The 23502-nt window shown below is 67.9% G+C and carries 26 protein-coding genes and 4 pseudogenes; 12 read left to right on the forward strand and 18 right to left on the reverse strand.

Features of this window, described 5'->3' with window-relative positions:
- Positions 1-119 precede the first annotated feature (119 nt).
- Complete coding sequence (locus ACTWP9_RS34490) at positions 120-884, reverse strand: hypothetical protein (protein WP_443250279.1); 765 nt, start codon at positions 882-884, stop codon at positions 120-122.
- A 485-nt stretch (positions 885-1369) separates the two neighbouring features.
- Positions 1370-1722, reverse strand: a pseudogene (locus ACTWP9_RS34495) (IS701 family transposase); the annotation flags it as partial.
- A 394-nt stretch (positions 1723-2116) separates the two neighbouring features.
- On the opposite strand from ACTWP9_RS34495, the gene ACTWP9_RS34500 reads away from it, so the two are divergent.
- The 3 genes from ACTWP9_RS34500 (at position 2117) to ACTWP9_RS34510 (ending at position 4901) form a co-directional block, all read left to right on the forward strand.
- Positions 2117-2470, forward strand: a complete 354-nt coding sequence (locus ACTWP9_RS34500) for a hypothetical protein (RefSeq protein ID WP_443250280.1) — start codon at positions 2117-2119, stop codon at positions 2468-2470.
- A 250-nt stretch (positions 2471-2720) separates the two neighbouring features.
- Positions 2721-3680, forward strand: a complete 960-nt coding sequence (locus ACTWP9_RS34505; protein WP_443250281.1) for an immunity 49 family protein — start codon at positions 2721-2723, stop codon at positions 3678-3680.
- A gap of 399 nt (positions 3681-4079) precedes the next feature.
- Complete coding sequence (locus ACTWP9_RS34510) at positions 4080-4901, forward strand: hypothetical protein (RefSeq protein ID WP_443250282.1); 822 nt, start codon at positions 4080-4082, stop codon at positions 4899-4901.
- A gap of 37 nt (positions 4902-4938) precedes the next feature.
- Here ACTWP9_RS34510 and ACTWP9_RS34515 read toward each other — a convergent pair whose 3' ends face one another.
- The 4 genes from ACTWP9_RS34515 to ACTWP9_RS34530 form a co-directional block, all read right to left on the reverse strand.
- On the reverse strand, positions 4939-4998 hold the full coding sequence (locus ACTWP9_RS34515) for a DUF6207 family protein (protein WP_443250306.1): 60 nt from the start codon (positions 4996-4998) through the stop codon (positions 4939-4941).
- A complete protein-coding gene (locus ACTWP9_RS34520) occupies positions 4988-5176 on the reverse strand; it encodes a DUF6207 family protein (RefSeq protein WP_443250307.1) in 189 nt (62 codons plus the stop codon). The genes ACTWP9_RS34515 and ACTWP9_RS34520 overlap by 11 nt, the downstream gene beginning before the upstream one ends.
- A 76-nt stretch (positions 5177-5252) precedes the next feature.
- On the reverse strand, positions 5253-5681 hold the full coding sequence (locus ACTWP9_RS34525; RefSeq protein WP_443250283.1) for a hypothetical protein: 429 nt from the start codon (positions 5679-5681) through the stop codon (positions 5253-5255).
- 376 nt (positions 5682-6057) lie between these two features.
- Positions 6058-6840: a recombinase family protein gene (locus tag ACTWP9_RS34530; protein ID WP_443250284.1), complete on the reverse strand. Its 783-nt coding sequence runs from the start codon at positions 6838-6840 to the stop codon at positions 6058-6060.
- Between the two features lie 448 nt (positions 6841-7288).
- On the opposite strand from ACTWP9_RS34530, the gene ACTWP9_RS34535 reads away from it, so the two are divergent.
- Entirely contained in the window at positions 7289-8179 is an 891-nt protein-coding gene (locus tag ACTWP9_RS34535) for a helix-turn-helix domain-containing protein (protein ID WP_443250285.1), read from the forward strand.
- Positions 8180-8814: 635 nt separating this feature from the next.
- Here ACTWP9_RS34535 and ACTWP9_RS34540 read toward each other — a convergent pair.
- Positions 8815-9024, reverse strand: a complete 210-nt coding sequence (locus tag ACTWP9_RS34540; protein WP_443250286.1) for a hypothetical protein — start codon at positions 9022-9024, stop codon at positions 8815-8817.
- A gap of 11 nt (positions 9025-9035) precedes the next feature.
- Positions 9036-9545 (reverse strand): hypothetical protein, encoded by a 510-nt coding sequence (locus ACTWP9_RS34545; RefSeq protein WP_443250287.1) that lies wholly within the window; start codon positions 9543-9545, stop codon positions 9036-9038.
- Between the two features lie 37 nt (positions 9546-9582).
- Between ACTWP9_RS34545 and ACTWP9_RS34550 the strand changes: the two genes are divergently transcribed.
- Positions 9583-10218 (forward strand): GNAT family N-acetyltransferase, encoded by a 636-nt coding sequence (locus tag ACTWP9_RS34550; protein WP_443250288.1) that lies wholly within the window; start codon positions 9583-9585, stop codon positions 10216-10218.
- Between the two features lie 44 nt (positions 10219-10262).
- On the opposite strand, the gene ACTWP9_RS34555 is transcribed toward ACTWP9_RS34550, so the two are convergent.
- The 3 genes from ACTWP9_RS34555 to ACTWP9_RS34565 all read right to left on the reverse strand — a co-directional run bounded on the left by ACTWP9_RS34555 (position 10263) and on the right by ACTWP9_RS34565 (position 11960).
- Entirely contained in the window at positions 10263-10508 is a 246-nt protein-coding gene (locus tag ACTWP9_RS34555) for a hypothetical protein (RefSeq protein WP_443250289.1), read from the reverse strand.
- A gap of 314 nt (positions 10509-10822) precedes the next feature.
- On the reverse strand, positions 10823-11164 hold the full coding sequence (locus ACTWP9_RS34560) for a hypothetical protein (protein ID WP_443250290.1): 342 nt from the start codon (positions 11162-11164) through the stop codon (positions 10823-10825).
- A 298-nt stretch (positions 11165-11462) separates the two neighbouring features.
- Positions 11463-11960 carry a DUF6207 family protein gene (locus tag ACTWP9_RS34565; RefSeq protein ID WP_443250291.1) on the reverse strand — a complete coding sequence of 166 codons (498 nt, stop codon included), beginning with the start codon at positions 11958-11960 and terminating at the stop codon, positions 11463-11465.
- 138 nt (positions 11961-12098) lie between these two features.
- Between ACTWP9_RS34565 and ACTWP9_RS34570 the strand changes: the two are divergent.
- Positions 12099-12514, forward strand: a pseudogene (locus ACTWP9_RS34570) (transposase); the annotation flags it as partial.
- 51 nt (positions 12515-12565) lie between these two features.
- Here the strand turns inward: ACTWP9_RS34570 and ACTWP9_RS34575 are convergent.
- Both ACTWP9_RS34575 and ACTWP9_RS34580 read right to left on the reverse strand, forming a co-directional pair.
- On the reverse strand, positions 12566-13825 hold the full coding sequence (locus ACTWP9_RS34575; RefSeq protein ID WP_443250308.1) for a DUF6973 domain-containing protein: 1260 nt from the start codon (positions 13823-13825) through the stop codon (positions 12566-12568).
- A gap of 10 nt (positions 13826-13835) precedes the next feature.
- Entirely contained in the window at positions 13836-14318 is a 483-nt protein-coding gene (locus ACTWP9_RS34580) for a hypothetical protein (RefSeq protein ID WP_443250292.1), read from the reverse strand.
- Between the two features lie 291 nt (positions 14319-14609).
- Between ACTWP9_RS34580 and ACTWP9_RS34585 the strand changes: the two genes are divergently transcribed.
- From ACTWP9_RS34585 to ACTWP9_RS34600, 4 genes are all read left to right on the forward strand, one after another.
- A complete protein-coding gene (locus ACTWP9_RS34585) occupies positions 14610-15041 on the forward strand; it encodes a hypothetical protein (protein WP_443250293.1) in 432 nt (143 codons plus the stop codon).
- 392 nt (positions 15042-15433) lie between these two features.
- Positions 15434-15688, forward strand: a complete 255-nt coding sequence (locus tag ACTWP9_RS34590; protein ID WP_443250294.1) for a helicase associated domain-containing protein — start codon at positions 15434-15436, stop codon at positions 15686-15688.
- A 263-nt stretch (positions 15689-15951) separates the two neighbouring features.
- Positions 15952-16359, forward strand: a complete 408-nt coding sequence (locus ACTWP9_RS34595; protein WP_443250295.1) for a transposase — start codon at positions 15952-15954, stop codon at positions 16357-16359.
- 103 nt (positions 16360-16462) lie between these two features.
- Positions 16463-17296, forward strand: a complete 834-nt coding sequence (locus ACTWP9_RS34600) for a hypothetical protein (RefSeq protein ID WP_443250296.1) — start codon at positions 16463-16465, stop codon at positions 17294-17296.
- A 162-nt stretch (positions 17297-17458) separates the two neighbouring features.
- On the opposite strand, the pseudogene ACTWP9_RS34605 reads toward ACTWP9_RS34600, so the two are convergent.
- From ACTWP9_RS34605 to ACTWP9_RS34620, 4 genes and pseudogenes are all read right to left on the reverse strand, one after another.
- A pseudogene (locus tag ACTWP9_RS34605) lies at positions 17459-17641 on the reverse strand (DUF2071 domain-containing protein); the annotation flags it as partial.
- 22 nt (positions 17642-17663) lie between these two features.
- Positions 17664-18428 (reverse strand): YqjF family protein, encoded by a 765-nt coding sequence (locus ACTWP9_RS34610; protein ID WP_443250297.1) that lies wholly within the window; start codon positions 18426-18428, stop codon positions 17664-17666.
- A 191-nt stretch (positions 18429-18619) separates the two neighbouring features.
- Positions 18620-19264 (reverse strand): LysE family translocator, encoded by a 645-nt coding sequence (locus tag ACTWP9_RS34615; protein ID WP_443250298.1) that lies wholly within the window; start codon positions 19262-19264, stop codon positions 18620-18622.
- A 431-nt stretch (positions 19265-19695) separates the two neighbouring features.
- A complete protein-coding gene (locus ACTWP9_RS34620) occupies positions 19696-20025 on the reverse strand; it encodes a hypothetical protein (protein WP_443250299.1) in 330 nt (109 codons plus the stop codon).
- A gap of 181 nt (positions 20026-20206) precedes the next feature.
- Between ACTWP9_RS34620 and ACTWP9_RS34625 the strand changes: the two are divergent.
- Both ACTWP9_RS34625 and ACTWP9_RS34630 read left to right on the forward strand, forming a co-directional pair.
- Positions 20207-21451: pseudogene (locus ACTWP9_RS34625) on the forward strand (serine/threonine-protein kinase); the annotation flags it as partial.
- A 337-nt stretch (positions 21452-21788) separates the two neighbouring features.
- Positions 21789-22022: a hypothetical protein gene (locus ACTWP9_RS34630; protein WP_443250300.1), complete on the forward strand. Its 234-nt coding sequence runs from the start codon at positions 21789-21791 to the stop codon at positions 22020-22022.
- 365 nt (positions 22023-22387) lie between these two features.
- Here ACTWP9_RS34630 and ACTWP9_RS34635 read toward each other — a convergent pair whose 3' ends face one another.
- Positions 22388-23101, reverse strand: a complete 714-nt coding sequence (locus tag ACTWP9_RS34635) for an AAA family ATPase (protein ID WP_443250301.1) — start codon at positions 23099-23101, stop codon at positions 22388-22390.
- Between the last annotated feature and the right edge of the window lie 401 nt (positions 23102-23502).

Below are 23502 nucleotides of genomic sequence, written 5' to 3' on the forward strand. Positions count from 1 at the left end.
CTTATACAGGATCGAGGCTTAGAAGGCCTTCGTCATGATCCCTGCGGTCTCCTCAGTATGTCTCCGGGGGCACCAAACGGTAGAGAGCCCGCTGGACTTCCAGACCCCTGCCCGGAGCGTCACTCGTTCACTTTCAGATACCCCCCCTTAAAGCCGCTGTAGTCGGCCCAGACGCGATGGCGCCCCGTGTCTTCGATGCCGGTCCACCACTCGAAACTCCATACTGTCTGAGAGTGCGCGTTGTCTGCCGGTTCAGCCGAGATCCACTCATCGACCACACCGTTGTCGAGGTCGGTGCCGGGGATGTAGTTCTCGTGCCAGGCGCTGCCGGGGTAGACCTTGTCGGTGTCCTTTCCAGTGACGTGATAGTCAGTCTTGACCGTGACCTTGGTAGCCTTGACTCCGAGATACTTGACCGTCACTGAGTGTGTGGCCCACAGGGTTCCGAGCGTCCGGCGTCCGCCTGGCTGGTTCGACGCGCTGCTGTTGCTCTGGCCCTCGATGACGACATCTCCGTTCGCCCGCTCGGACCGGAACGACCCTGTCCCATCAAGTGCCTTGGTGAATGCTCTGGCGTGGCTCGGGTCGTTGATGTAGTCGAGGAACTTCTCCTGCTTCTTCGCAGGAAGCGCCTTGAACTGTTTTTCCACCCTGGAAGCACTGGCGTCCCCGGAGGCCGCCTTCGACCTGAGCCAGGCGACATACGCCTCCGGGCTGGCGCTGTCTGCCGGGCGGCCGTCAGCCGTTTCGGCGGATGACGCGGACGTGGCCCCATTCGGGGCTTCCTCAGCGCTGGCCGCCGTGGCGGTAAGTGGCGCCAGGATGGCGGCCGCAGCGGTGGTGACGGCGATCTGGTTGAACTTGCGTCTCGTGGTGCTGGTCATCTTCACGCGATCCTCCACTTCGGTCCCGCGAACACGAGCTGTCCGCGATGTCGAGCCGGTCCATGACCTGCTCTTATGTCGACTCTCGCAACGACGCAGCGTTGTCTGTAAGGCCACTTCAAGGGGATAGACAAAGGGAGTTGGGGCAGAGGCTGCAGGGGCGGCTCTGGCGCCTTCTTCGACCTGTTGGGGAACCGTGCCGATCCGTGACTGTGCCGTCGTAGCCGTTGAGGGCACGCAGGCCGAACGAAGTCGCGTCATCCCACAGCGACTTCACGCGCAGCTCGCGCGCACGGGGGACGGGCGCGGCACCGTGGACGCAGGCGGGTTCGTCACTTCCCCCGTGGTGGCGGACCATGCCTGTCCACGTGGCCGACGGCAGCGGCGCATGCCGTGACCGTGGCAGATTTCATGCCAGGACAACGACTGGGCTGCAGACTCGGTGCCGTCGGGGCCGCACCTTCGAATCCGAGGTTCTGACACAGCTTCCAATGGCCATCGCGGGCTCGGGCCTGATGACGCCGCTGCCAGTAGGACCAGCGGAATCGGTGGGCTGAGTCGTGAACGGGTCGGACGGCCAAGGCGGTGAAAAAGTGCTGGATCTCGTTGCAGGTCAGCGGGATCAGTTGGTCAGGTGCCGGGTGCTGGGCGTGCTCGTCGGCGCGGACGGCGGTGAGGAAGGCGTGCGCGAGCATGGCGAGGGTGACCCACCGCTGCCAGGAGGTCCGCCGTCTGACCTGGTGTTCGTCCAGTCCGGCCAGGCCCTTTCCGGACTGGAAGGTCTCTCCTCCACCCGCCATCGTGATCCCGCGACCCGTACCAGCGTGGCCAAGGGCACCCGGCGCCGTAAGGCTGGGTCCGGGTGAGCAGGCAGTCGGCACGTGCCAACGCGGCGCGGAGTTCAAAGAGCGTTCTATCCTGGTGCGGGTGTTTGGTAAGAGGGCTGTCTGACCTGCCGGGCAGGCTGTGTGACCGTTGGTGGGGCCGGGCGGTTCAATGTGGGGATGAACGATTCTCTGTGGGGTCAACTCTCGGCCGAGGACCAGCGGGAGGTGGACCGACTGGTCGCTGCGGGTCGCAACATTCAGGCCATCGCGCTGATGCGTGAGCGTGCCGGCCCGCCGCGGCCACATCTCCATGACTGCGTTGACCTCCTGGAACAACGCGCCAATGTCCCGCAATAACTAGTGCTGTGACCGGGAAGGTTCACCGGGTCTCGTAGAGTCTGGTCTGTGTCAGTTGACCAGGGGCAAAGTCCGCGGCCGATCGACGAGTGCCGGGGCGTTCAGGATGTCCTGGACCAGATCCGGCTGCGTCCTTCCATGTGGGTTCCCCAGAGGGGCTTGCGGGACTTGCAGAACATCTTGATCGGCTATGCCACGGCTTTGTCTGTTCACGGGATCGACGAGCCGTTCGCCCTGTCGCCCGGTGGTCCATTCGCCGAGTGGTTGCGCGCTCGTCGAGGTTGGTCAATGTCTTGTGGCTGGGCCGACGCCATCGAGCGGCATGCCGATGGAGAGGACCCGCTGACGATGTTCTTCCGTCTGTTGGACGAATACCGGGCCGCATGCGGGTCTGAGCCCTGATCCGTCCGCTGTCGGAGCTGACCGGTTCCGGGATCAGGCTGCGGTTGCCGTGGCCCGTCCGCCCCAGGGGATGCCCTTCTCGCCGCGGATGCGGGCGCGTTCCCTGCGTCGGGCAGCGAGGACATTGGGGTGGCGGGCGTTGGAGTTGCGCCAGCGCAGGTAGCGGTGCAGTCCTTAAGCACCCCAGGGCCGCAGAACAGACACTCAGGCGGGTGCGGGGCTGTCAGTGCCGGCTGTCACGATGTCGGTCATGAAGACCAAGCACGTGGCTGGACACGAAGTTGACGACTGGCAGATCGACACGGTGCTGGAGCGCATGAGCGATGCCGCCGACCGGTATTGGGAGGGGATTCGCGACGGCGCTCTTCCGCTGCGGCCCACCCTGGCCCGGATGAGCGCCGATTTCGTGGACTACTACGCTGCCCGAGCGGCACGCGACGCACTGTTCCGCACTCACGATGCCCGCGCTGATCTGTGCGACGCGGCACGATGCGCGATGGGAGTGCTGGACCTGGGCGTCTATCCCGGCGGCGACTGGTCGGTGCGGATCGACTTCCTGGGGGAGACGCTCAGCAACCAGGACATCTCCTACGACGAAAGCCTCCAGCCGCCGCACCCGACGACCGCACGAACGTGGCTCGACGCCTTCGAACTGTGCCTCATCAGTGGCCACATCTGGCAGTGGCGCGACGCCATCGGGCTGGTACTGCGCGAAGACAGCGCGAAGGAGATCCGGACCGGAGTGCCGTACGCACAGCAGAAGTCGGTCTCCCGCCCCGCTGATCTGGCGCAGATGAACGCCCTGTCCGGCTATCTGGCACCCGCCCGCGGGCACCTGCCCCGGGACTGGCCGACCATACCCCTGCACAAGCCCGCTATTGACGAGCGCCTGGACGCCGCATTGGACCTGGACGCGGCCGGGCCCCTGACAGCCGACCAGACGCTCCTGCGTGTGCTGCTCAAGGACGATCAAGCCGGTTTCGAAGAGGCGCTGCACGAGCGCCTGGTGGCCTACCGGGCGAGCGTAGGCGAGGACCCCGCACCGGCGAGCCTGCTGCCGATCGGCACCATCACACTCGCCGTCCTGGCAGTGCAGGCCCACGGCTGGGACCTGGCCGTCGAGTCGGACTATCTGTTCCCGTCCATGCTGCGCGCGCCCGAGGGGGCGGGAACGGAGACCAACAACCTCGGCGGGTGGGTCGCGAAGTAGCTCATCGGGCTTGGAGCCGGCATCCCGGGGGCTTGCCGGCTACGGGAGGCCCCGGTCTCCGGCGTCCAGCTTGCTGGTACGTAGCGCTGTACCGGAATGGATACTTTCACGCGTACGCCGACAGCAAGTCGCTCAGCACAGTGCGAGCAGCAAACCAGTCGCCGTGCCGCTGGAGGATGTGGTGTCGGTGTCGCCCTGCGCGTCGCGTGGTCTGCCGTGTGTGGTCAGCTGCTGTCGCCCGGACAGGCCCGGGGACGGCCTGGAGGCGAGCGATCCGCCCGGGCGGAGTCGCAGATGTCCTCAAGTGTGGGATGCCCGGTCCCGCACCATGCGTTTCTCGGTGTCCGTGCAGGCTTTCCTCCACGGCTGCCGCCCGGAGGCAGCCGGAGCAGGAACCTCATGCCGCACACGACCGACAAGCGGATCAGCAAGGAACTCGCGAGCCTTCTGTACCTGGGGCGACTCCAGACCAAGGGCGGTCGCCCCACCCTGGATCCCATCGACCGCGGGCAACTCGCCTTCCAGGCCCTCCTCTTCGAGTGCCTGATGAGCAACCACGAGCACCCGCACCCCCTGGAACAGCCGCGCAAGAGCGCGATGGCCAGCATCAGCGGCTACCTGAACGCCATCTGCCACCAGCCCGGCCATCTGGAGATCCACACCAACACGGCCTGCCGCATCCTGCCCTTCCTCCACGAAGACCACGGCGTGTGTGGCATCCCGGGCCTCCGGATGATCGACCTCACCTGCCGGCGGGTGCGCCTGGCCCACCTCCCCACAGGGGCGCGCCTCGACCTCGTGGACGCGCAGCGCCGGCACGGCATGGATATCGCACGCATGGTCTTCCGGCAGGAGACCAGTTGGCATCAAAAAGACGAGCGCTCGCCGCTGTGGCAGCACAACGGCCTCACCGACGAAGAAGCCGCGCACCAGGCGTGCTGGACGTACACCGCCAGCACACCGCTGCGCAGCGCCCTCCTGATGCGCTCCATGCCGCTGTGGTACCGCTTCGACGTCAGCCCTGCCTGGGTCACTGGCCACCCCACCCGCCCGGACCGGCTCGTCTGGGACGCCCACTCCGACACTGAACACGCTCAGGTGGTCGAGCTGCTGACGCGTTCCGCGGCCCGCAGCCCAGGAGCCGTCTATCGCGAGAAAACGCCCTGCTCAGGGACTCTTCAGCTCGGCTCCGGCAGCGCGCAGCTGATCAGCAACTGCTAGGGCCCTCAGCCATCGGCCTTGTGTCCGGGGTGCTGTCCTAGTGCAGGTCCAGGTAGCAGCGCAGCCGGACACCAGGCTGGCCGGGGTCATGGGTGATGCGGGTCGGCGGTCGCGGTGGCCCACCGAGAGGCCAGCGCCTGATGGAAGGCGAAAGCGGTGCGGTCATCGGCGGCCGCGATGTCGACGACGACCAGCCCGGGTTCTGCCAGGTGCATCTCGTTGATCGGCTCCATGTCCGCCACGACGCGCTGACCGCTGGCAGGGTTCGCCGTCACACGGAGCTTCACCCGGACAGGGTGCCTCCCTGCGAAAGAGCGGTGGCACGACTCCGATCGTGCCACCGCCAGCACCTCAGCGCTCGGCCTGCTTGCGCAGGAAGCGGCGCTCCTTGATCCGTCGACGTATCTGCCACCAGCGGGCGGTGTAGGCAAGGTCTTCCCGGCAGACGTCCAAGAACGCATCACGGGCGGCCACCACAGCATCGGCCTGCTGCTGGAAGCGGTCGGCGCTCTTCGCGTTCAGGTCCAGGTCGCCGGTCGCGGCAACAAGGGTCTCCGCCGCGGCGATGACCTGCACGCTGCCGCACAGCCGCACGCTCTGCAGTGCGCCGGTGAGCTCCCACGCCTGGGGCAACTGGTCCAGCAACACCTTGTTGGCCGCCTGTCCGGCCTCACACCGGACGTGGGTGAACTGGTAGGCGTAGCCGAACGAGCGGGCGGAGGCGTCCAGCAGCCGTCGGTACGCCCCCGCGCGGTCCTCGTTGCTGCCCAGCCGGGGCACGGCCCGCGGGCCGGTACCGTCCGACCAGAGCGCTGGCCACGCTGCCCGTGGCCTTGATGCACCTTCTTCTGCGCCGGCAACCTCGACAACATCCCGATGAAGAATTCGCCCGGCTCTATCCCGTGCGGGACGAAGCCGAACAGCCGTCCCGGCCCTGCTCCCGTTGCGGGGTACCGAGCTGCTGTTGCTCTGGCCCGGCCCGCTGATGACCGATGTCTGGACGGAACTGGGGTCTCAGTAGTACTCGCCGAAAAAACAACGGAGTGGCCCCTGATCTGGAGCTTTGATCTCTTTTGGTCCTCGGGGAGTCTCGGAACCGATCATGGCGGTGGACTCCCCGGCCCTGTTCTCGTATAGGGGGATCGAACTGGCAAGCTCAAAAGGGGCCACGGGATGATCTTGGTACTGGTCGAGGGACGCGGTTCGCGTACTCGCGGCGCCTTGCGCTGTGCGGGAATCGCCGCGAAGCCGGCGACCTTGCCGGGCATGTCGAGGGTGACCGGCAGCTCCGGGGCTGGGGTGTCCTGGTGGGTGGCTGCGGTGTGCTCGGGCATGAGGTCGGCGACGGCCGTACGTACGGCGCCGCGGCTGACGCCGTGCTCGCGGGCGAGGGCGGCGATCGAGCGGCCTTCGAGGTACGCGCGGTACGGACGGCGTCGGTCTTCGCTGCGGTGATGGCCGGGCGTCGGCCGCCCTTGTGGCCCTTGGCCTCGGCGGCCCGTAGCCCGTCGTACGTCAGCTCGCGCTGAAGGTCGCGTTGGAGTTCGCCGGCCGCGGCGAGGGTCTGCACCATGAACTTCACGGTGGACAGCAGCTCTCCGGTGCGCGGGGGGCGGGCGGTGAGGTCCATCGCGGCGAATGCGCCGTCGTGGATGCGCAGGGCGAGGCGGCCGCGGTGCAGGACGTTGAGCACGTCGAGGATGTGCCCGGTGCCGCGCACGAGGCGGAACATCTCGTAGATGTGCACGGTGTCGCCCGGCCGCCCGTAGGTGAGCAGCTCGCCGAACTTCGGTCGTTCCAGCGGGTGGAGGCGGCTGGAGGTGCCGACGTCCTGCTCGAAGACGACCGGGTCCTCGATCCCGGCCTCGGCGAGGACGAGGTTCTGACGGTCGGTCGACTGCTGGTCGGCCGGCACTCGCTTGTAGACGAGATTGGCCACCCTGAGACTGAGCGGCTGAGCTGGCCCTTTAGTGCTTGAGTTGGCCCGGCTGAGCGTCGGGGTTGGCGCGCAGGTGCGACTTTTCGAGGTGGGCGACACCTGATCGAGGAGACTGCACCGGCAGCCGTGGAGCACCGAAACATGGGTGCGGTGGCTCGGGGTGACCAGCGAGGACGCCCCGAGCCGCGGGGGGGGGGGGGGGGCAACCGGGCCGAGCCGCCCGTGCAGGTGTCAACCAAGACGGCCACTTGGTGTCAACCACCGCTACCAACACGCAGGGCGTACGAGGTCAGCGCGCCGAGCAGGTGTCATCTATCCCGAATTGTCGCAGTACGTCCTCGCCAATGCCGAGGGGCCTTGGCGGGGCTTCGCTCACGGGTCGCGAGGTGAGGCGTGAGATGCCGTCGTGCTTGCAGATGACGTGGCGGAAGGTGCTGGGATGTACCTCATGAACGCAAATCGTTTCCGCGATAGGCCGCTGTCCATCGGTGAAGTCGCCGAGCTGACCTCCCTCACCCCCAGGACCATCCGCTACTACCACGAGATCGGTCTGGTGCCCGAGCCTGACCGGGATGGCGCGGGCAATCGGTCCTACCGCATGGAGGAGATCATCCGGCTGCTGTGGGTCCAGCGAATGACCGCGGCCGGGCTGAGCCTGGAGGCTGTCCGCGAGGCCGCTGAAGCCACCGACGACCAGCAGATTCAGACACTTCTGACCGAGCTGGACCGGATCCTGGCGGCCAAGGAGGAGCGGCTGAGGCAGCAGCGAGCGGTGGTGGCCAGGCTCCGCGAGTTCGGCAGCATCACAGGACTGTTCACCCCCGAGGTCGCCGCCGCCTACAAGGCAGCCGGCCTTGAGGCCCCCAGCAAAGAGGACCAGGAGTTCATACTGCTGCTGGAGGCGACCCACGGCACCGGCGCCGCGCTGGACATGGTGCGGGCCGAAGCCTTCCTGGAGAGCCGGCCCGACCTCAAGGCAGAAGGCATGCGGCTGGCCTCGCAGTTCGAGGAACTCGCTGACGCTGACGTCGACGACCCCCGCGTCGAGCAGTACGCCCAGGAGATGGCGGCGTACAACACAGCGGTGGAAGCCGCGGAGACGGAAGCCGGAGTGCACCAGCCGGAGCCAGACCTCAGTGAGGCCGACCAGCGCGGGATCATGCTCGGAGCCCAGGCAATGGGTGCTGCGACTGCCCAGCCATCGCCGGCCCAGGCCCGCGCCATGGAGCGATACCTGGACCTGACGATGGCCGACTACTTCGAGGAGAACGGCCGTTCGGGAGCCGAGCAGCCCAAGACCGGGTGCCGCTCAGCTGGTCGCGGCGCCGGCGGGCTGTAAGCCGCGGGGTGGTCCTCTCGTCGTACGAAACGGAGGGGCAACCGGGGGCCTCGACTCCAGCCGGGCCGCAATTGCCGGATCGATGACGTACGGCTACAGCAAGATCATCTAACCCGCAGCTGCGAAGGCTCCATGCAACAGCACAGCCCTCACGTACGGCGCTCGCACCGCACCACTTCAGCGAAACGGGTACCAATCTGGCCCAACCGCCACCCTGCCCATGCGGCAAGTCGGGATAGATGGCACCCGCTCGGCGCGCTGACCTCGTACGCCCTGCGTGTTGGTCGCGGTGGTTGACACCTGTACGGGCGGCTCGGCCCGATTGCCCCGCGGCTCGGGGCGTCCTCGCTGGTCACTCGAGCCACCGAACCCATGTTTCGGTGCTCCACGGCTTCCGGTGCTCCTCGATCAGGTGTCGTCGCCTATCTCGAAAAGTCGCACCTGCGCGCCAACCCCGACGCTCAGCCGGGCCGGCACCCCCGATTCTTTTCCACTCCCCCGCCCTCTTTCTTCCTGGAGAAACTGCGTTGACCAGTACCCCACCGGCCCCAGGCCGCCGCCACGCCACCTGATCGCCCCCGCGACCCAACTGTGGGCGAGTGCGCCCCTGGCCGCCGCAGCCGTCCACGACCCGATCAGCCAAGCCCCACGGTCAGGAAGAGGTGCCGGTCTCTCTCTGGCCGGCCCACACCCTCCTCCACACCGCACCCGGCCTCCTGGAAGCCGCACCTGCCCAGGACGACGCCCGCTGGCTGCCAGGCCCGCGACCACGAACAGCGCTCCCTACGGACTGTGGCGAGGTCGTGGGTGTCGTTGGGGAACGTCATCGCGTCTGTCGTGGGCATGGTGGCTCCCGTCAGGCGCGGGAAAGGTCGGTGCCTTGCGGGGCTTGGTAGCAGGGCGAGATGAGGGTGACGTCCATCTGTGGCTTGAGGTCACTTGAGCGTGTCTTCAGTGCCTCGATCACCACGTGGTGCCCGGAGGTAGTGTGTACCGCCTTGATCTCCGGATTGCGGAACATGCTGTTCATAGGCCCGTCCTTGGTGATACGCCACCCCATTTCGGGCAGTCGGGAGCGCAGGTTCTCCATGGCGGTGTCGAAATCGTCCGCGTCGGCTCGCCACAGCGCCCAGGGATGGTCCACTCTGTAGTAAGTGGTGAAATCCGGGTCGATGGCGCCACACGGTCCGGCGGCTGCAGGAATGTGACTTGGGGTGCTAGGGATGCCCATGGCATCCACCAGCCGGGACGACATCCGGTTGACCTCGTCCTCTGCCTGGCGCACCGAGCGCACCTCGGGTGCGTATCCGAGGATCTTGCGTACCTTCGACGGCTTGGCGACCCGCCCGGGCCCAGTGTTGCCCATGATCGAGCGTCCCCTCAGTGGAATCAGGATCAGCAGGGTGGCTGCAACGACCGTCGTGCTGAAGGGTGTAGCTCTTCTGCAGGGACGGGCTGATCTGGGAGAACGACCATGGCATGATGCGGCCATGACAGGAAGAGACCGCGAGGCCGGGCGTCGTGCCGTCGACGGGCTGATAGTGCGCACCGGACGCAAAGATGATCTTCCCGAGCTGGTGCGGATCTACAACCACTATGTCACTCACTCGATCATCACTTTCGATACCCAACCGGTCACGGTAGAGAGCCGCTTGCAGTGGTTCGAGAGATTCTCCGACACGGGCCCGCACCAGCTGTTTGTGGCCACTACCGGCGATCGGGTACTCGGGTGCGCCTCAAGCAGTCCCTACCGGACGCATCCGGCCTTCGATCAAACGGTGGAACTGGGCGTCTACGTGGATCCCGATGTGCGGGCCGCTGGGATTGGTTCGGCGCTGTACCGCACCCTCATCGATACGCTGCGCTCGCAGCCGGTCCATGTCGCGCTGGCTGGGATCGCACTTCCCAATGATGCTTCGGTGGCTCTGCACCGTAAGTTCGGCTTCACCGACGTGGGCACCTTCGACGAGTACGCCACGAAGAACGGCGGTTACATCAGCTCGGTCTGGATGCAACTGCGCCTGCCCCCTTTGGGCTGACCCTGGAGGGGTACTCCAGATCGTGCGGCGGTGTGGCTTTGACCTCAGGGCCGGTCGCACCAGGAGATCGCAGCGATCCGCCAGCCATCCGGGGTGAGTACGAACTGCATCGTCTTCGTCCCGCCGCCCTCGAAGGGCACTCCGTCGAGGATCCCGGATTTCCGGTACTCGCTGAACCGCGATGCGATGGCGCCGACGGTCTCGGTGCGCTCCGCAGCCTCCCACTCGTTGAAGTTCACCAGTCGGCCCTCGGCCAGTAGTCGTTGGCGTGGCTCGATGAATTCCTCCATGGTGTACACCGTGAACTCCGGCCCTGCCTTGATGAGGACGCCCCCAGGCACTACCAGTCGGCAGACCCGATCCACATCTGCCGCCTTGCCGCGCCCCTGTTGTCGAACGCACTGAAGAACTCGGCGGCGACGCTGCCGCCTTCGCGCCGTCGACCGGGCCGCCATCGTCGCTGCCACCGCGATGGGCAGTTCTCGCCGCCTCCGGCGATTCGTGCTGCCCTTCGCGTCACCCACCGGACCGCCGGCAAGGGCGGACCACCGTCGCCGGTCGGCACGAGGCCGCCGTCCAGCTGCTGAAGGAATCGGTCAGCGGGTCATGCGTGGCTGAGGATCTCCAGCAGGGCCGCGCACTCCGCGAGGACCTGGGTGGTGAGCGCCGCCTGCCGCACCCGTGCGACGGGCGCGGCCAGGGCGATGAGACAGGCAACGGTGCCGAGGCCGAGGCCCCAGGTGAACAGCCAATCGGGCAGTCCCGGCTCGCACTGCTCCCCGTATGTCAGGCAGCGCGAGGCTCGTTCGGAGGCCAGGGTCAGCACACCGGCTGCCACGGTCGCCGGCGCGAAGCCGATGGCGCAAAGAACGGACCAGAGACGCGAGCGGTCCCTTCGCGCAGCCACCCGGATCGGGGGTGCTGGAGAGTGGGCTGTTGCGTTCATGCCTCGATCCAACGCCGTTCAGCAGGCCCGGCACACTGAACCGGGTACTCAATCGCGGGTGCACACCGTACTCAGACTGCGCCCCCTTGGACGCCGCGGGCGTGACTGCGAGCGCGTTCCGCACCGAGCCGGCGGACAGAGCGGCCGTCCTGGGTGAAAATCCTGAAACGGCACTTTCCGCCCCAGCTGCCTGACCCCGGCCACACCACCGAGTAGCCCCGAATACCGCGGTACATGCCCCGATCTCGTTGCCGAACGGCTCCTCCACCTGGTCAGCCGGGTAGGGCGGGTGCCGGCGTCATTGGGCGGCGACGTCCTGGCGCAGTCCAGGTAGCACCGTAGTCGGACGCCAGGCTGGCCGGGGGTCACGTGTGGTGCGGTCGGTGGCAGCGGTGGCCCACCGGGAGGCCAGTGCCTGCTGGAAGGCGAAGGCGGTGCGGTCATCCATCTGGACGCCGGTGCGCAGCGCCTTGACCGAGAAGCGGAAGCCCTGGCTCGGTCCGTGGCAGATGAACCCCAAAGGCGTGGGAATGCCGACGCCGTCAGGAGAGAGGGTGAAGCCGAGCCCGGCATAGAAGTCCGTCAGCTCCGGCTCGTGCGTGACATACAGGACGGCCGCGCCGAACTTCCCCTCCTCGTGGGAGCCCACCGCCTTCTCCGTGTCAGCGACCAGGGCACTCGCGATGCCCTTGCCGCGCCACTCCTCAACCACCGCGAGAGAGTCAAAGGCGGCGACGAGGCCGGCGACGACTGCGCGTTGGGCGATCCCAAGAGCATGGGATGGGTGTAGGCCCACGTCCCTGGCAACGCCATCGCACCTCCGACCAGCGCGCAGGACGCGGTCTCCTCCACCACGCGGACGTGCGTGTACGTGTCGGGATCGAGACTCTGGCGGATCGCGGTAGGCAGCCGCCGCCAGGAGCCGTCGGGGTTGTCCATCGTGATCGACACCGGCGGCCTGCTGCTGTCCGTCCTGGTGACCGCCGCGAGCGTCCAGGACTCCGTCGTCGGCCAGACCCTGCTCGACCGGATCGCCACGGCCTACCCGACCATCCGCAAGGGCTGGGCCGACCGCGGATACCGCGAGTACCTCTGTCGACCACGCCGCCCGGCTCGGCATCGACCTCGAAATCGTCCGCCGCACCCCGGCACTCGCCTCGCGGCTTCTCCGTGCTCCCGCGCAGGTGGGCAGTAGAGCGCACCCTCGGCCGGCTGATGCACCACCGCCGCCTGGCCCGCGACTACGAAGCCCTCCCGGCCCGATCTATCGGCATGATCTACGTCGCGATGATCACGCTGATGACCCGCCGCCTCACCAGAGAATCCACACCAACATGGCGAGGCACTTGAAACGCCATCAATCACACAGAGCAGGACGAAACATAGGGAGAAAACGCCCTCTCAGCCTCCGCTCTGCTCACCGGCTACCGAGCCGCCGGTGTTCCGGTCTGACTGGTGCCCTTGTTCCTTCTCGGGGGCCTTGAGTTTCGGGTCGCCCGTCTCCTCGGAGTCGATCTGATCAGTGAACGCCAGACGGCCTCCGCCGTGGTCGACCACCACTAGGTCGCCGTCCCGCATGGCCTCCTCCACCAGGTCGGCCAGTTCGTCCTCGCTCGCATCGGGGTGCTCTTGGGCGATGCGCCTGCCGACCTCGTTGTTGTACAGGTCCATCGCTTCGCGCTCGCGATGGTTACGGGGCCTGGTCTCGTGGGTCGTGGCGTATTCCTTGGCCCACTCGGCGCCATACTTCTTTGTCATCAGCGAGTTCCAGTAGGCGTGGCGGAATGCGTCGTTGTGGTTGTCGTTCCAGTCGCCGGGACGAAAGCGGGCGTCAGCGGTGTTGAACGCCTTGTCCTTGACGCCCTGGAAGTCCTGCAGGCCACTGAGGCCCAGCTCGTCGAGCATGTCCGCCTCTCGCGCCGTGACACTCTGCTGGAGCTTCCTTACCTCCTTGGCGAACAAGGGGCCCACGAGCAGCTCCGGGTGGCGGGGATAGAGGGTGAGCCCGTCCGGGTCCGGGTCGACCTGGTAGTCGCGGAGGATCCGGTCCGCGTCCTTCTTGGTCCCCGGTGGCACATATTCGACCTTGTCGGGGTTGAAGCCGTGCGTCCCGGCCGCCCGGTCATCCGGTGGCTCGATTGCGGCCATAAGGGTTCTCTTGATCGCAGCGTCCGCGTCGTTGACGGCCTCGACTGCCTTGTCGATCCTGGACTGCCACGCCGCCACCTCCTCATCGAGGGCCTCCGCGTAGGTGGGGTCATGTCCCCGGGCCAGGCGCTCGCCCTCGTTGAGCTTGGCGGTGTCGAGCGTGACGCGGCCGTCGCCGTCCACGCTCATTTTGTCGTCCTGGGCGGCCTTCACTCGGCTCTCCAGGGTCTTCTTCCTGTCTGCCAGGTCGTGGTACGCACTGGTCAGCAGGGTGGCGATGTTCTTGGCCTGGCGCTTGGCATCGTCAAACTGACTGGAGGAGACCCGGGCCACCTCGTCGTAACTCACTTTCGCGATGCCTGCCCAGGAGCTGCCCGACAGCGCGCCGCGCACGCGTGTGTCGTAGTCGGTGTGCAGCTCGCCGAAACGCTTGCTCATGCGCTTGAACGCCTTGGCGGCGTCGTCTAGTTCGACGGGGTCGTCGGCCATGATGTCGCGGAACGAGAGTGTCATCGCCACGCCTTCAGCCTGCCGGCCGCAGACCGATGGGCTCGGTCCCCGCCAGGCGGGACAGGGAAGGGCCCGATACCGGCGTGAGGGAGTTGCGCACCAGACCATCCCGCGCCTGGAAAAGCACCCGTACCCCCCGCAGTGCATCCCGCTCGCACTCAAGCCTCTGTTCGAGGTTACGGACCTGCTTGCCCCACTCGCGCAGCACGTGCTCAACGCCCTGCCATGACTCCCAGTTCTGCATCATGCCGCCGGGCTGGGAACGCTCGCTGCCCAGCAGCCCCGGCGGAGGCTCCTCGGACGCCATGCGGCCCGCGCTGCGCAGATGCGAAAGCAGTTCCTCGTCGATGTACTTCGCCGATGCCTTCTTCGCCGCGGGGTCCGTGGCCAGCCGGTCCGCCCCGCCAGGCCCGGTTCCCCCGCCGCTCGCCGGGGGCGCGGAGGTTGAGCTGCGTTCGCGCGCCCTGCCCCTGGTGCGCCTGCGAGACCAGTGCATCCCACTCCGCCTGGAACGAGTTCAACGTAACCCCCAGCTCACCGTCCGTGACGTGAGCATGGTATCCCCGATCCACCGGATGACAGGCCGATCGCAGGAACACGTCAGCCTGCAACACACCTGGGCACAACCTGAGTACTTCGGCACTGCCCGCCGGAATTGCACAGCACCGGTATCACCGGCGACCGGCTGCGGCTACCCTCACCCATGCGACGCCTGGCTGAGCCGCCGAGACCCTGCCTTCGCAGAGCGAGGCCGGTGAGAACGCGCGAAGCAGGGAGAAGAGGGGCGATGACGCGGACCAGGGCAGGACAGGCGCCACAGCGGCGGGAAAGACTGGCGGTGGGGGCCGTGCTGTGGAGCCTCTCGGCAGTGCTGCTCCTCGTCTCGCTCGCCTTCGCCCTGACCGATGTCTACGCAAACGAAGACCCCGCCGACCCGACGGCGAGCGTGCATGAGGAGTGCGGCTCCCTTCTTTCCCTCACCACACGTCACGTGGACGACTACATCGATGCCCATGGTGGCCCTGCCGATGCTGAGGAGTCGGTCGCCTCGCACACACGCGTCTGCGACGCCGCCCGGAGCGCTCAGCAGGACTCGGCCCTCAAAATCCTGACAACGGGGACTGCCACCGCGGTAGTGGCCATCGGCTTGCACATACATCTGGGACGGCGGCGCCTCTCGGGCCGGGGCGAAGCGTCACGGCACGACTATGAGCACTGAGGTCGACGTCCGCCGCCTCGCCCACCGGTTGCCGGCCGGCAGCGACGCGCGGGTCCGTGCCGAGTTCCTCCTGGGCGAAGCCGACCGGCGGCTGTCCGCAAGCCCGACGGTCTGGGCAAGAAGCCCGAGCGCATTGAGAGTCGGCGCGAGCGGCTGGAGGCCATCGACCGGACTGGAATCCCACCTGGCCTCTGTCCTGGCAACGGAACCACGCGAACGCCCGCTGGCTTCTGACCCAGGGCGCCACCCTTGCCGAGCTTCAGCCCGGCGTCAGCCTCGGCGGCGACGACATCGGCACCTGGCTGGCCGAACAGCCCGCCGCCTGGCACACCCTCACAGCCGGCCAGCAGCAACGCCTCACAGCGCTAGGGGTTCAGCCTGCCACCCCGGCGGTGCTCACCGCCCCGGCCGTGCCCGCCGGGGCGTCCCGGTGGGAAATCAACCTGGCAGCAGCCCGTCAATTCAAAAACCGCGAAGGCCACCTTCACGTCCCACGCGGTCACACCGAAGCCATCACCGATACCGACGGATGCGAACACCACATCCGGCTGGGCGTCTTCCGCAGCAACACCCGCAGCCAGCACAAGAAGCAGAAACTCTCCCCCGACCAGTCCCGCGAAGCACATGAAGTCGGCTTACTCAACTGACCTCAAATGGAAGCCCCGCCTTTTTCCATGAGAGAGGAAAGGCAGGGCTTTGTGGATACCCGTCGTGCGTGCGCACCAGCACGCGGCCGGTGCTTGCACCGACCCGCCGCCGGCTCCCGCCTCAAAAGAGGACGAAGCGACATAACACCAGGCCGAGACGCCGCGGCAGAGCCTGCTCGCCCGGCTGGTGGAGGTGGTGCAGGAGGTGAGGGCCTGGGCCGCTCGGGCGGGTTCACCAGCAAGCTCCGCCTGAGCGCGGACGGGTGCTGCCGACCGCTGTCGCTGCTCGTCACCGCTGGCAGCGAGCGGACTGCACCCAGTTCGAGGCCGTCCTGGAGAAGATCCGTGCCCCCGTGGCGGGCCGGGCGGGCAGGCCCCGCACCAAACCCGACAGCCTCGCCGCAGACAAGGCCTACAGCAACGGCCCGTGCCGCCAGTACCTGCGCCGCAGGGGCATCCGGCACATCATCCAGGAAAAGACCGACAGCCAGCCGCTCGCCGACGCAAGGGCTCACGCGGCGGACGGCCACCCGGCTTCGACGAAGAGCGGTACAAGAAGCGCAACACCGTCGAGCGGGCGATCAACCGGCTCAAGCAGGCCAGGGCCGTGGCCACTCGCTACGACAAACGCGGCTACGTCTTCGGCACCCCCGCCGTCACAGCCCTCGTGATCTGGCTTCGCACACGATGGGGCGGACGGACCGTAGCAGGTACGGCGCACGGCGTCGGAGTAATTCGTTGCCGAGGAAGGCCCGCCGTGGCAACACTGATCCCATGGCCAGGGCGACGAGGGAACCACTGCCGGGAGGCGGAGTCGTCCTGGCCGTACCCGACGGCCGGCCGGGCCCGCCCGCACTGCGCTTCGAGCGGGTGACGGGCCGCCGGTGGGTCCTCCGGCAGGGCGAACGGCCGCTGATCCAGGCCCGGTCGGAGGGCGACGGCTGCTGCCGCGACCTCCACCTGCGCCGACTGCCCGGCCACCGCTCCCCACTGCCGCCCCTGTCCGCCGCGGCGATGCGGGCCGGCGCCAACTGGCCGCACCAGTACGCGTTGTGGTTGGAGGAGACAGCGCACGGTCCACTGCACCATGGGCGTTGGCGGCTGACCCGGCGCACCGCCTTCGCGCCGGGCATCTGGAGCTGCGATCTCGTCCGGGACTGGCCGGACGCCACCCTCGAACTGCTCTGCGGGGGTGGCTGGCACGGCGTCCTGCCGCTGCGCCCGCTTCCCGCACCGGACGCTCCACGCGTGAAGGCGTACCGCAAGCACGCCCGCGAGGGTGCCCTCGCTCCCGTCCTGCTGTGGTGGGTGTCCTTCCTGGACGGCTGGCTGCTCCTCGACGGCCATGACCGGGCCTCGGCCGCGCTGGCGGAGGGCACGGAACCGCTCTGCGTGGAACTGGTCCGCATACCGGACGACGCCGACTGGCGGGCGACCGCCGAGGAGATCACCCGCGCGCACGAGGAACGGGTGGCGCGACTGGCTGCGCGCCCCGCGGGCCCGCACACCGCACGCCAACGGCAAGCGCTGGACCGGGGCTACGCCGACGTGCTCTCCACCCTTCCGTACGACGCTGACGCCACCCCGGTGTTCGGGCCCGGCGACTGACTACCCCGTGCTGCGCGTCTTCTGCATGCCGAACGGCGGAAACGGCAACGAACTCGGCGTCGTCCCGGACGGCTCCACACTGCCGGACCCGGAGGAGCGCCAAGGGAAACCACGGTGCGAGCCTCGGAAGTCTCGACGATTGCGCTCTGCTGGGCCCGCTTATCACGGCGTCGGAATGCCGCCCCGGGCGGATGGGCCGTCCGAAACGAATGGCGACGCCGGGGAGTACAGGACGCTCACCGGGTCTCTTGCTGGCGCCGGGAGGCCTGCCGCGGCGATCAGGTTCTCGTCGCACTCCACCAGCTCAGCCTGGTGCAGCGGCCAGCGTGGGTGGATGTTCGAGAGGGATTCACGCGCTTGCCGACTGTCAGGGAGTCGGGACACCAGCCGGACGGGCGGGGCGGCCCAAACGCACCGGGACGCCAGGCGAGTACAGCACGCTCACCGGATCACCCACCAGTTCCGGCACCCCTGCCGCAGCCACCAGATCCTCGTCGCATTCGATCAGGTCGGCCCGATGCAATGGCCAACGCGGGTGGGTGTTGGGCAGGTACATCTGCCGACCGAAGAAGGCGTTGTGCATCCCCCACCGGGCGGTCAGGAAGTGTTCCAACTCGGTTGGTTCCGTGAGGCGTTCGCCTCTCCGCACGGTGATGCGACTGTGCGCACCGCGGGGGCCTGGCCAGCGCCGCGAGCTGGTGTAGGTGAGGGTGTCGCCATCGGAGCGGATGGCCATACGGGACCACAGATAAGGCAGCCGGAAGCCGATACGTGCCATCACCACGGGCACCAGGCGCGAGGCATCGAGCGAGCGGAAGACCACGCCACGGCGGCCGTACTCGTCCACCGAGTAGAGGCGAACATTGGTCTCGGGGAAGGTTCCCAGGTACGGGATCCCAGGAACGCGGAACCAGCCGACGCGGTGCATGCGGAAGGCGACCAGGCCGACGTATGTAGCGCCGTCGAGCGTGTCGGGCACGGTCCCGGCCGGGAGTAGTCCCGCCACATCTTTCGGGTCCACGGCCCAGTGGATGAAGGCCAGGTCGAGCCAGGACTGGGTGAGCAGCGGACTCTCTGTGGAGCCAGGTGGGTCGGCCGTTATGGGCTCCGGGGACAGCTGGGCGGCGGACACCGCGCCAGCATCGCATGGCACCGCAATCCCGCCGAAGGCGGGGCGCGTCCCACGGCATGCGAGGAGCCGGTGGCTACCCAGACGCCCGGAGAGAGGGTTCACCACCCTGCGAGCCACCTTCAACGCTCACGCGGGCCCAGTTGACTGCACCAATGTGAAGATGGCTCAACTTATCGGCTTGCGAGTCAGGGTCAGGCTGATGCCGGGGTACGGGACAGGGCAGTGCGCAGAGCGAAGACGCCGAGCAAGCCGCCTGCCGTGAACCGCTGGGCAGCCATGACGCGAGGCCGGGTGGCCAGAAACCCTGAAACCCGTGCTGCTCCCAGCATGATCAACGCGTTCACAGCGACCCCGACGATGATCTGCACACCACCCAGCTGGAGCAGCTGGGCCCAGGGCGGGCCTGCCTGCGGGTCCAGGAACTGGGGCAGCAGAGCTGCGTACAACAGCGCGATCTTGGGGTTGAGCAGGTTGGTCAGTAGCCCCATTGAGAACAGGCGGGCGTCGGAGATCGGGGGCAGGTCCTGGTCCGGGGCGAAGGGCGAGCGACCGCCGGGCTTGAGCATGTCCCAGGCGAGGTAGGCCAGGTAGGCGGCCCCGGCGAGCTTGACCACCGTGTACGCCACCGGCACCGCGGCGAACAACGCGGACAGACCTGCAGCCGCGGCCAGCAGGTAGCACAGGAACCCGACGGCGGTCCCACTGAGGCTGATCAGGCCCGCCCTGCGGCCTTGGGTGATCGCGCGGGAGGCGAGGTGAACCATGTTCGGTCCCGGAGTCAGGGCCATGCCCAATTCGACCAGGGCCACCCCGCCCACCGCAGTCAGCGTGATCACTGGTCAGCCTCCTGATCGTTCATGAGGCACCTGGCACCTCAGAGTGCGGGAGCCACCCGCGTCCGTTTATGGATGGCTACGGCGCATCAGCAATTCCTGACTCGCTGACTGCAGGTTACGTCCCTGGCGCTCGGGACCTGCATGCACCCCATGACCACATCCCTGAACACGACGTAGTGCCGAGAAGCTCGGCCACAAAGTGTCCATGCTCTTCGACCAGGCCACTTTCCTTGAGTGCAGCGATCTTCTCAGCCATGGCGTGCCGAGCGACCGCTGGCCAGAAGGCCGTGCCCCGCACGAGTCGGGACCGCAGGCCACCCGGCCGGACCAGCCGGTGCGCCGGAGGCGACTGCATACCCGCCTTCGAGTGCTACGCCGCGCGGGGCAGCGACCTCCAGGAATGGTGATCAGCCGTTGGTGCAGCTCGCCCGCTACGCAGCGGCTGCCTGTCGCAACTCGGGGAACCGGGCTTCCCACAGGGCCCGGGCGGGCGCCGGCAGGAAGAGGGACGGCCACAGGGTCCGCAGAGTCTCGGCGTCCAGGAAGGCGGCCAGGTCCGCGGGGTCGCGGGCTTCGCGGATCACTGTCTCGTACATCACGGCCACCTCGCCGGCATCCGCCAGGGCGTAGGTGTAGGGCGGCCCCCAGTCGAGCCGGTGGGGAAGGCGCACCTCGCCGCTCGTCGGGCCGTGCAGCTCGGCGAGTGAGTCAGCGACGGCGTACGGCCGCGCGGCGGCGTACCCGATTCCCTTCCTGCTCATGGCCCCAGTGTGTCGCAAAACGGTGATCCATGGAGAAAGCCCCCGCATCGGTTGCGCCGGGGCTCGTCAGCATGACCGCGAGAGGTGATCGGGGAGTCACTCCCTGGTCCCTCCAGCCGATCAGGCGCCCGGTACTGTCAGGTGGTCTTGAGGCGAACGAGGAAGGCAGGGGCGGGGTTTGATGACTGACGGAGCGGCAGCGGAGGTCTTCACCGCACTCGCGGAGGACGATCCCACCTCGGTTGCCGGGTACCGGCTCGCGGCGCGTCTGGGCGCGGGTGGCATGGGCAAGGTCTATCTCTCCTACACCCCTGGTGGGCGCCCGGTCGCCATCAAGGTGATCCGTCCCGAGTTCGGTGAGGATTCGGAGTTCCGGCGCCGTTTCCAGCAGGAGGTGCGGGCTGCCGAGCGGGTGCAGGGCCTCTTCACCGCGCCGGTGATCGACAGCGATACCGAGGGCTCCCATCCCTGGCTGGCCACCGCCTATGTCCCCGGGCCCTCGGTCGCCGAGGCGGTGGCGGCGCACGGACCGCTGCCGGTGGAGACCGTGCTGTTCCTGGTCGCGGGGGTCGCGGAGGCGCTCCAGGTCATCCACAAGGCGGGCATCGTCCACCGGGATCTGAAGCCTTCCAATGTGCTGCTGGCGGATGACGGGCCGCGTGTCATCGACTTCGGTATCGCCCGTGCTGCCGACGCCACGTCGCTCACCAGTACCGGGGTCTCCGTCGGCACGCCTTCGTTCATGGCGCCCGAACAGGCCGAGGGGCAGCGGGTGAGCGGGGCCACGGACATTTTCGCGCTGGGCCAGATCGCGGCGTACGCGGCGCTGGGGACCCCGGCGTTCGGTGAGGGCACCTCGCACGGTGTGCTCTACCGCATCGTCCACGCCGAGCCCGCGCTGGACGACCTCCCGGACGGGCTGCGGGAGCTGGTCAGCCGGGCTCTGGCCAAGAAGCCGGAGGACCGGCCGCAGCTCGATGAGATCCTGCGGATGTGCCAGACAGCCTCCGGCGACACGCAGCTGCGGCGGCCCGGCGACTGGCTGCCGGCCGCCGTGGCCGCGGACATCACCCACCGCGCAGCCGCACCCGCACCCTCCCAGACCCCGCCGCCCACCAGAGCTGACATCGCACAGAGCCCGACCCGAACCGCGGCCCCCGCCCCCGGTCCCGCCAGCGGCTACGGAACGCCCCCGTCCCCAGCCCCGCCGCTCGCCGCGGCGCCGACGATGGCGGCCCGGCCGGTGGGCCCCCAGCACCCCACCCCACCGCCCGGCGGCCCGTACCCTCCGGCCGGGCACTTCCAGCCCTACCCGCCGGGCCCGGTCGGGCCGTACGGACCGGCCTACCCGCGCCCGCTGCCGCCGCCCAGGAGGTGGGACCGGGGCAAGACGATCGCGGCCGTAGTCGTGGGTTTGATCGTGTTCTGGTTCGTACTCCTGCCACTGCTCGCTGCATCTTCGTCGTGATCCTCCCAGGCTCAACGGCTTGACGACGACGGTCAGTTCGGGCTGCATGACAACGACTGGACGGCCCGACCGTCGCGGCAAATGAATGGCCCTGACGACCTACTTGCGCTCCTTCGCCACTTTCAGAAGTGGTCGCTCAAGATGTGCCGCGAGGGGGCGTGCTTCACGAAACCGGCGCCTGGCTGCGCTATCGGTGCAGGCAGGGAGTGCGTTGCCTGAGTGTTGCCAGTTTCCCGGTAGCGGTTTCGTTGCCTACTGCGCCTTCGCGGCGTACGCCGTCACCCTGCTCACGGGTGTGCAGACGATCCGTGTGGCGGAGCGCAAGGACCTGGAGCCCTGTCCGATGCTCGCCGCCCATGTCCGCTCCGCCAAAAGCCAGGTGCTGGCCGAACTGGCGGCGACCCGGGCGTCGATCTTCGAGAGGAACAAGCGGCGCCACGAGCTGAAGGCCCGGTACTGGGCGGTGAGCCTCTGGTCGCTGGCCGTGGGGCTTGGCCTGTCGACTGTCGCACTGCTGCTGCACACTTGAGCACCAAGAGCAACGGACAGAACCAGGGGAGCGGCCAGCCCGCCCCCGCGCCAGCCTCTCCCGCCCGGCTCCGGCGCCCCAGCCGGACTTCGTCGACGCCTTCACCAACACGACGATGATCGCAACCGACAAGAAGAGCGACACCAACCCCACGTTGGACAAGGCGGTGCGGCCGCAGGGAACACCGAGAGCCGCTGAGACGTCGCCTGTGACAAATCCGCTAGCGATCACCCGGATGAGCATGCGCGCGGGCCCGGCCTGAGCTCGGCATGGTTGCTCTTGCGGCCCGCTTGAGATCTTGCTTCGGGGTCGATCACGCCGGGGTTTCTCCATCGCCCATGTGACGAGGGCTGAGGGGGAACCGCCTACGGTTCGATGATGTGCCGCAGATAGGTGTGCGGGTCGGCGAGATAGCGGCGCCAGTGATCCACGATGCCGAGCTCCCGCCAGGCGACCCTCCGCATGCCGTGCTCACCGACCTCGATGATGTCCGCGCCCGGCAGTGCGGTCAGCAACGGGGAGTGCGTGGCACAGATGACCTGGCCGCCCTCCTTGGCCAACCGGTCGATGTGCCCGATCAGCTCGAGGCACGAAGAGAAGGACAGCGCTGCCTCCGGCTCGTCGAGAACATAGAGCCCGGCGTGAAGGAACTTCCCGCGGAACGCCGCGAGAAAGCCCTCACCATGGCTGACATAGTCCGGCGAGAACCCCTCCCTGCCCAGGGCGTCCAGCGCGGTCTCGGCACGCAGGAAGAAGCCCTTGCGGGCTGACCAGCTGGTGACCATACGCCGCCCGCGCCCCGAGGCGGCGTCGAATTTCATACGCTCGCCGAGGGGCGACTTGCCGCGCGGGGAAGCGTAGCGCCAGTCGTGGGAGCCGCCGTAGGAGTCCAGGCCGAACCCCTCCGCCAGCGCCTCGACCAGGGTCGACTTCCCCGAACCGTTCTCACCGACCAGAAAGGTCACCGGGGCGGTGAACCGCAGCCCTTCGTTGAGCAGCTGTCGGACGCAGGGCACCGTCCAAGGCCAGGTTTCCTCGTCGTACGAGGGGATATGGACATACGCGCGTTCGATAATCACGCAACCAGTGTCGCCTGGACTCGGAAAGCGCACGTGCGCACAACCTGCGTCACTCCTGCCGACTACGAAGCGCCACAACCTTCTGGCCAGGGCAGTCCGGCTCTCCACCGCCCCTGGCCGGAGCCTGCCTCACCCTGGGGAAGCGACCGACACGTTCGCACGCCGTCGGCGGGCTGTGACCGGTCGCGTTCAGGCTGGCTGGTAAGTGTCATGCTCGGCGTAGTGAAGGACCGCCTAGCACCGCTCCTGCGCACTGGGCGAGGCGCCATCGCGCCAGGCCGACCAGACCTCCAGCACGTCGCGGGCGAGCTCCACTCCAGGAAACAGGCCAGCCCACGGGGCGGCACGTCCCAACTCGCGACCACCACCGCGGAATCTGCCCTCCAGGGTGTGGCCGCGTA

Origin of the sequence: Streptomyces sp. 3N207, from assembly GCF_052246355.1 — a bacterium.
Classification (GTDB): domain Bacteria; phylum Actinomycetota; class Actinomycetes; order Streptomycetales; family Streptomycetaceae; genus Streptomyces.